Consider the following 8,389-nt stretch of genomic DNA (forward strand, 5'->3'; position numbering starts at 1 on the left):
AATGTGGTGCTGTTACATTTAGTCCGTTGTTTAGCCCCACTGTTAGAGCAGAATGTAAAACAGAATTTTGAGCTGCTGTATATGCGCCGTGAAAAACTGGCGCAAGTGAGCAGCCACCGTGCTGATGTGATTACCGCGATACTGGCCCGCGCGCCGGAGCAAGCTCGCGAAGCATCACATCGGCATTTGGCGTTTATTGAGGAAACTTTGTTGGATCTTAGCCGTGAACATAGCCGCCAAGAGCGGTCTTTGCGGCGGCTTCAGCAACGCATGGATTGACTGGTGTTGATGCATTAGTTCTGCGGAAATGATTTACATAGCAAGACCATAAATTAGCAATAAATAGGTTACAGAATAAGTAACACACAAACAGACGGTGTTTTTGTGCAGTCATGAACTGACAGAAGAGCATCCAGATTAAGTAAAACTGACCGAACTAAAGAAGATAAGGAAGACCACCATGTCAGACATGATGAGCAATGACGTGGATCCGATCGAAACCAGCGACTGGCTGCAGGCTCTCGAATCGGTAATTCGCGAAGAAGGCGTTGAGCGTGCACAGTTCCTGATCGATCAGATCATGGATAAAGCACGTATGGGTGGCGTAGCGCTGCCAAGCGGTATTAACACTAACTACATCAACACCATTCCAGCTTCTGCTGACCCAGTTTATCCGGGTAATCATAATCTGGAGCGCCGTATTCGTTCCGCGATCCGCTGGAATGCCATCATGACGGTTCTGCACGCATCCAAGAAAGACTTGGATCTGGGCGGCCACATGGCTTCTTTCCAGTCTTCTGCCACCATTTATGATGTGGCGTTCAACCACTTCTTCCGCGCTCGTAATGCGCAAGATGGCGGTGACTTGGTGTTCTTCCAAGGTCATATCTCTCCGGGGATCTATGCACGTGCTTTCGTTGAAGGCCGTCTGAGCGAAGATCAACTGAACAACTTCCGTCAGGAAGTTGAAGGCAAGGGTGTCTCTTCTTACCCACATCCAAAACTGATGCCTGAATTCTGGCAGTTCCCAACCGTATCTATGGGTTTAGGCCCGATCAATGCTATCTATCAGGCACGTTTCCTGAAGTATCTCAATGATCGTGGTTTGAAAAACACCGCCGAGCAGACCGTGTATGCGTTCTTGGGTGATGGTGAGATGGATGAGCCAGAATCTAAAGGTGCGCTGACATTTGCCGCCCGTGAGAAACTGGACAACCTGTGCTACGTGATTAACTGTAACCTGCAGCGTCTTGATGGCCCAGTAGTGGGTAACGGTAAGATTATTCAAGAGCTAGAAGGCCTGTTCCGTGGCGCTGGCTGGGAAGTGATCAAAGTTATCTGGGGTTCTAAGTGGGATGCCCTACTGCAGAAAGATACCTCGGGTAAGCTGCTGCAACTGATGAGTGAAACCGTTGACGGTGACTATCAGAACCTGAAATCAAAAGATGGTGCATACGTGCGCGAGCACTTCTTTAACAAGTATCCGGAAACGGCTGAGCTGGTTAAAGATCTGACTGATGACGAAATCTGGTCACTGAACCGTGGTGGTCATGATCCGGTTAAAGTCTATGCGGCATTCCAAAAAGCAAAAGAGACCAAAGGCAAGCCGGTTGTGATCCTGGCCAAGACCGTAAAAGGTTACGGTATGGGTGATGCAGCGGAAGGCAAGAACATTGCTCACTCCGTGAAGAAACTGGATATGGAAAGCGTGAAGCAGTTCCGTGACCGTTTCAACATCAACTTGTCTGATGATGAAGTGCAGAACCTGCCATACATCAAATTCCCAGAAGGTTCAGAAGAGTACAACTACCTGCATGAGCGCCGTCAGGCCCTGAAAGGGTATGTACCAACCCGTCTGCCGAAATTCACCCAAGAGTTCATCACGCCAGAACTTGAAGAGTTCAAGCCGCTGCTGAATGAACAAGCGCGTGAAATTTCAACGACGATGGCATTTGTACGTGCACTGAACGTCCTGCTGAAAGACAAAAATATCGGTAAGCACATTGTGCCAATTATTGCCGATGAAGCACGTACCTTTGGTATGGAAGGCCTGTTCCGTCAGGTGGGTATCTATAACCCGCAGGGTCAGAACTATACCCCACAAGATCGTGAAGTTGTCTCTTACTACAAAGAAGACAAAGCCGGTCAGGTTCTGCAAGAGGGTATTAACGAGCTGGGCGCAGGGTCTTCATGGCTGGCGGCGGCAACCTCTTACAGCACCAACGATGTACCGATGATTCCGTTCTACATCTACTACTCAATGTTTGGTTTCCAGCGTATTGGTGACCTGTGCTGGGCGGCAGGCGATCAGCAAGCTCGCGGCTTCTTGGTCGGTGGTACAGCAGGCCGTACGACGCTTAACGGTGAAGGTTTGCAGCATGAAGATGGCCATAGCCACATTCAGGCACTGACTATTCCTAACTGTGTTGCATACGACCCAGCCTATGCGTATGAGTTGGCTGTTGTGATGCAAGACGGTGTGCGCCGTATGTATGGTGAGCAGGAGAACGTGTTCTACTACCTGACTACCATGAACGAAAACTACCATCAGCCTGCAATGCCAGAAGGCGCAGAAGAGGGTATCCGTAAGGGTATCTACAAGCTGGAAACTGTTGCCGGTGATAAGGCAAAAGTTCAGCTGATGGGTTCTGGTGCAATCTTGCGTCATGTTCGTGAAGCGGCACAGATCCTGTCTGCTGATTACGGCATCGGTTCTGATGTATACAGCGTGACTTCGTTCACCGAAGCGGCCCGTGAAGGCCAAGATTGTGACCGTTGGAACATGCTGCATCCAGAAGCTGCGCCACGTGTGGCTCACATCACTTCTGTGATGAATGATGCACCAACTATCGCGGCAACTGACTACATGAAACTGTTCGCTGAACAAGTTCGTGCATTTGTACCGGCGGCTAACTATCGCGTACTGGGTACTGACGGTTTTGGCCGTTCTGATAGCCGCGAAAACCTGCGTCGCCACTTTGAAGTGAATGCGCATTACGTGGTTGTTGCTGCACTGACCGAACTGGCCAGCCGTGGTGATATTGCCAAATCTGTTGTAGCTGATGCTATTGCGAAATTTGGTATCGATGCAGATAAAGTTAACCCGCTGTACGCATAAGAGGCACGATTCATGAGCATGGAAATTTTTGTACCGGATATCGGTTCTGATGAAGTTGAAGTTACCGAGATTCTGGTTAATGTCGGCGATAAAGTTGAAGCCGAACAATCATTGATTACTGTTGAAGGCGATAAAGCCTCAATGGAAGTGCCTGCCTCTGCCGGCGGTATTGTAAAAGAGATCAAAGTTCAAGTTGGCGGTAAAGTTTCTACCGGTTCACTGATCATGATTTTTGAACAAGAGGGTGCGGCTGCCGCACCTGTTGCAGCGCCAGTAGCGGCTGCTGCGGCTGCACCTGTTGCTGCTGCACTTAAAGAAGTGTGTGTGCCGGATATCGGTGGTGATGAAGTTGAAGTCACCGAGATTATGGTTGCCGTTGGCGATAGCGTGACCGAAGAGCAGTCTCTGCTGACCGTTGAAGGCGATAAAGCGTCAATGGAAGTGCCTGCACCGTTTGCCGGTGTGGTCAAAGAGATCAAAGTGGTTACGGGTGGTAAAGTGTCTACCGGTTCCCTGATTATGATCTTTGAAGTGGCGGGTGCTGCATCTGCAGCGCCAGTGGCTCAGGCAAGTGCACCGGTTGCTACTGCACCGGTGGCGAGCGCTGCTAAAGATGTACACGTGCCGGACATCGGCGGTGACGAAGTTGAAGTTACCGAGATCATGGTTGCCGTGGGTGATAGCGTAGAAGCTGAACAATCACTGATCACCGTGGAAGGCGACAAGGCTTCTATGGAAGTGCCTGCGCCGTTTGCTGGTGTGATCAAAGAGATCAAAGTACAAGCGGGCAGCAAAGTGTCTACCGGCTCTCTGATCATGGTCTTTGAAGTTGCCGGTGCAGCACCTGCTGCGCCAGCCGCTCAGCCAGCACAAGCTGCACCTGTGGCTGCCGCAGCGCCTGCAGCAAAAGCTGCCGCACCTGCCGCGGCTAGCGAGTTTACTGAAGATGCTGCGTACAGCCACGCAACGCCAGTTGTTCGCCGTTTAGCACGCGAATTTGGTGTTAACTTAGGTAAAGTGAAAGGTTCTGGCCGTAAAGGTCGTATCCTCAAAGAAGACGTACAAGACTATGTGAAGAACGCACTTAAGCGTTTGGAATCGGGTCAGGCGGCCTCTTCTGCGGCAATGAGTGGTGGTGCAGGCTTGGGTCTGCTGCCGTGGCCGAAAGTGGATTTCAGTAAGTTTGGTGAAGTGGAAGAGGTTGAACTGGGTCGTATCCAGAAGATCTCTGGCGCTAACTTACACCGTAACTGGGTGATGATCCCGCACGTAACTCAGTGGGATGATGCAGATATCACCGAACTTGAAGTGTTCCGTAAGCAGCAAAATGCTGAGCTTGAGCGTGCAAAAGCTGATCTGAAAGTGACTCCGCTGGTCTTTATCCTGAAGGCTGTGGGTAAAGCTCTTGAAATGATGCCGCGCTTTAACAGCTCTATTTCTGAAGATGGCCAGAAGCTGACGCTGAAGAAATACATCAACATTGGTGTGGCTGTAGATACTCCAAACGGTCTGGTTGTTCCGGTCGTGCGTGATGTGAATAAGAAGAGCATCACTGAGCTATCGCGCGATCTGATGGAGATCTCCAAGAAAGCCCGTGCTGGCAAGCTGACATCGTCAGACATGCAGGGCGGTTGCTTCACTATCTCCAGCCTTGGCGGTATCGGTGGTACAGCATTTACACCTATCGTAAATGCGCCAGAAGTGGCCATTCTGGGTGTCTCTAAGTCTGAGATGAAGCCAAAGTGGAACGGCAAAGAGTTCGCACCACGCCTGATGCTGCCACTGTCACTGTCTTATGATCACCGTGTGATCGATGGCGCTGATGGTGCTCGCTTCATCACCTTCTTGAACAATGCCTTGTCTGACATTCGCCGTTTGGTGATGTAAAAAATGATCGATTGGCACGGTTACGGCATAAGCTGTGACCGTGCCGACGAATCGGGCATGTCGGATACGAAGCTTGTTTGCGAGTTATTAACAACCTTGTAAACTTGTGGCGCACAAACCCTACGTGGTGCGCTTCGTACCCGAGTTCAGGGATATAAAGATTATAATGAGGTCATGATGAGTAAAGAAATCAAAGCCCAAGTTGTGGTACTCGGGGCTGGCCCTGCGGGTTACTCAGCCGCATTCCGTTGCGCAGATTTAGGTCTGGATACCGTTATTGTTGAGCGTTATGCCACCCTTGGTGGTGTGTGTTTGAACGTGGGTTGTATCCCGTCAAAAGCACTGCTGCACGTAGCAAAAGTGATCGAAGAAGCAAAATCACTGGCTGAGCACGGTATCGTGTTTGGTGAGCCAAGCACTGACATCACCAAAATTCGCCTGTGGAAAGAGAAAGTTATCAGCCAACTGACCGGTGGTCTGGCTGGTATGGCAAAAATGCGTAAAGTGCAGGTGGTTAACGGTTTAGGTAAGTTCACCGGCCCGAACAGCATTGCTGTTGAAGGTGCTGATGGTGTGACTACCGTAAATTTTGATAACGCTATTATTGCCGCAGGTTCACGCCCGATTGAACTGCCGTTTATTCCGCATGAAGATCCACGTATTTGGGATTCAACCGATGCGTTGGAGCTCAAAGAAGTGCCTGAGCGTCTGTTGGTGATGGGCGGTGGTATTATCGGTCTGGAAATGGGCACGGTGTATCACGCTCTGGGTTCAAACATTGACGTTGTTGAAATGTTCGATCAGGTTATTCCTGCTGCGGATAAAGATATCGTTAAGGTGTTTACCAAGAAGATCAGCAAGAAGTTTAACTTGATGCTGGAAACCAAAGTTACCGCAGTAGAAGCGCGTGAAGATGGCATCTACGTGACGATGGAAGGTAAAAAAGCACCGGCTGAACCACAGCGTTACGATGCGGTACTGGTGGCGATTGGCCGTGTACCAAATGGTAAACTGCTTGATGCTGGCAAAGCGGGCGTTGAAGTTGACGAGCGTGGCTTTATCCGTACCGACAAGCAAATGCGCACTAACGTGCCGCACATTCATGCTATCGGTGATATTGTGGGTCAGCCGATGCTGGCACACAAAGGGGTGCACGAAGGCCATGTTGCGGCTGAAGTGATCTCTGGTAAGAAGCACTACTTTGATCCGAAAGTGATCCCATCTATTGCCTATACCGATCCGGAAGTGGCTTGGGTAGGTAAGACTGAGAAAGAGTGTCAGGCAGAAGGTCTGAAGTACGAAACCGCAACCTTCCCGTGGGCAGCGTCTGGCCGTGCTATCGCGTCTGACTGCGCTGACGGCATGACTAAACTGATTTTCGACAAAGAGACTCACCGTATTTTAGGTGGCGCGATTGTCGGTACTAACGGCGGTGAGCTGTTAGGTGAAATCGGTCTGGCTATTGAGATGGGTTGTGATGCAGAAGACATCGCACTGACCATCCATGCGCACCCGACACTGCATGAGTCAGTAGGTCTGGCGGCAGAAGTGTTCGAAGGTTCGATTACTGACCTTCCAAACGCGAAAGCTAAAAAGCGCTGATTAAAACATTATCGTGATGTTCTGTGGGTAATCCGTTGATTATCCACTGGGTTATCCGCTAAATATAAAAAGCCCCACACAGCGGTTTATCCGTTGGTGGGGCTTTTTTATGTTCAGTGATACTTCGTTATACAGGCGCTATACGAGAAGTGTTCGGTGAATAAGCGGGTCTGTGTAACAGCCCGCTTATGCAGTGCTTTGGCTTACATATCCGCTTACTGCACTTGTTTTTTAAGTCTCGTTTTTAAGTATCGCTTTTAAGCATCCTCTCAAAAGTATTGTCTTTTAAGATTGTGCAGAGTCTGACGCGTCAGCAGCACCTTGCGGCAAGTTGACTTCAATTTGATCCACTTTTTGCAAACCGCGCGGTAACAGTGTTCCTTTGCGGCCGCGTTCTGCGCGGAACTTACTTAAATCATCAGGCTTAATGGTCAGCTTACGCTTACCAGCATGCAGTGTGACCGATGCCTGCGGCGAGATGATGCTCAGGTGCTGCAATAACTCTTCTCGGGCGGCTGCACGGGCTGCCGGAATGGTGACAATTTTATTGCCTTTGCCTTTTGACAACTGCGGCAGGTCACTGACTGGGAACAGCAACATCCGGCCTTCTGAGGTGATAGCCATCAGCAGATCGTCATCATGATTGACATTCAGTGGCGGTAAAATTTTGGCATTTTCAGGCAGATTGAGCAGTGCTTTACCGGCACGATTACGAGCGACCAAATCAGCAAAGGTACAGACAAAACCGTAACCGGCATCGCTGGCGAGCAGCAATTTCTGGCTCTCTTCTTCCATCAACACTTGTTCAACTACAGCACCTGCCGGTGGCGTGAGTTTACCGGTTAACGGCTCACCTTGCCCGCGCGCGGAAGGCAGTGTTTGCGGATCGAGCGCATAACTGCGGCCGCTAGAATCGAGGAAGACCACTGGTAGGTTGCTCTTTCCGCGGGCAAACCCACGGTAAGCATCACCCGATTTATAACTTAAGGCCGCAGCATCAACATCGTGCCCTTTCGCGCAGCGAACCCAGCCCATCTCTGAGAGTACGACAGTCACCGGTTCTGCTGGGGTGAGATCGCGCTCGGTCAGTGCTTTGGCTTCACCCCGCTCAACCAGTGGAGAGCGGCGGTCATCGCCAAAGGTTTCGGCATCAGCCAGCAGCTCTTTTTTCATCAGGGCGTTGAGTTTATGCTCTGAACCCAGCAGGCCTTCAAGCTGTGCTCGCTCTTTTTCCAGATCGTTCTGCTCACCGCGGATCTTCATCTCTTCCAGTTTGGCCAAATGGCGTAACTTCAGGTCTAGGATCGCATCAGCTTGTGTTTCACTTAAGCCAAAACGCTGGATCAGGATCGGTTTGGGTTCATCTTGCTGGCGGATGATCTCAATGACTTCATCAATATTGATAAATGCAGTGAGCAAGCCTTCAAGGATATGCAGGCGTTTTAACACTTTCTCTAAACGGTGCTGTATCCGGCGGCGAATGCTGTCGCGGCGGAATGTCAGCCATTCGCTCAGAATGGTCAGTAAACCCTTCACTTCTGGGCGGCCATTGAGCCCCAGCATGTTGATATTCACCCGATAGCTCTTTTCCAGATCGGTCGAGGCGAACAGGTGGTTCATCAGCATCTCTGCATCAACCCGATTCGATTTTGGCACGATCACCAAGCGGGTTGGGTTTTCATGGTCAGACTCATCACGCAGATCGTCAACCAGCGGCAGTTTTTTCGCCCGCATTTGAGCGGCAATTTGCTCGATGACTTTCGCGCCAGAGCACTGGTGTGG

Annotated in this window: 4 protein-coding genes and 1 pseudogene; 4 read left to right on the plus strand and 1 reads right to left on the minus strand. The window is 50.4% G+C overall.

The genetic code is table 11. The features are described from left to right. The 4 genes and pseudogenes from ACRC27_RS02065 to lpdA all read left to right on the plus strand — a co-directional run. Window positions 1–279: pseudogene (locus ACRC27_RS02065) on the plus strand (GntR family transcriptional regulator); the annotation flags it as partial. Window positions 280–460: 181 nt separating this feature from the next. Beyond that, window positions 461–3,118 (plus strand): pyruvate dehydrogenase (acetyl-transferring), homodimeric type, encoded by a 2,658-nt coding sequence (gene aceE, locus ACRC27_RS02070; protein WP_438639077.1) that lies wholly within the window; start codon window positions 461–463, stop codon window positions 3,116–3,118. 12 nt (window positions 3,119–3,130) lie between these two features. Then, entirely contained in the window at window positions 3,131–5,005 is a 1,875-nt protein-coding gene (gene aceF, locus ACRC27_RS02075) for a pyruvate dehydrogenase complex dihydrolipoyllysine-residue acetyltransferase (protein WP_438622327.1), read from the plus strand. A gap of 177 nt (window positions 5,006–5,182) precedes the next feature. After that, window positions 5,183–6,607, plus strand: coding sequence for a dihydrolipoyl dehydrogenase (gene lpdA, locus ACRC27_RS02080; RefSeq protein ID WP_438622374.1), 1,425 nt, complete (start codon window positions 5,183–5,185; stop codon window positions 6,605–6,607). Window positions 6,608–6,892: 285 nt separating this feature from the next. On the opposite strand, the gene parC is transcribed toward lpdA, so the two are convergent. Further along, the coding region (parC, locus tag ACRC27_RS02085) for a DNA topoisomerase IV subunit A (RefSeq protein WP_438639078.1) at window positions 6,893–8,389 on the minus strand (1,497 nt) is incomplete at its 5' end.

Source organism: Plesiomonas sp. (genome assembly GCF_051650925.1).
In the GTDB taxonomy this organism is placed as follows: domain Bacteria; phylum Pseudomonadota; class Gammaproteobacteria; order Enterobacterales; family CAMTGL01; genus Plesiomonas.

Bases quoted from the DNA above. Each gene is read 5' to 3' on its own strand.
- aceE (WP_438639077.1), top strand. From the start codon at position 461: ATGTCAGACATGATGAGCAATGACGTGGATCCGATCGAAACCAGCGAC.
- aceF (WP_438622327.1), top strand. From the start codon at position 3,131: ATGAGCATGGAAATTTTTGTACCGGATATCGGTTCTGATGAAGTTGAA.
- lpdA (WP_438622374.1), top strand. From the start codon at position 5,183: ATGAGTAAAGAAATCAAAGCCCAAGTTGTGGTACTCGGGGCTGGCCCT.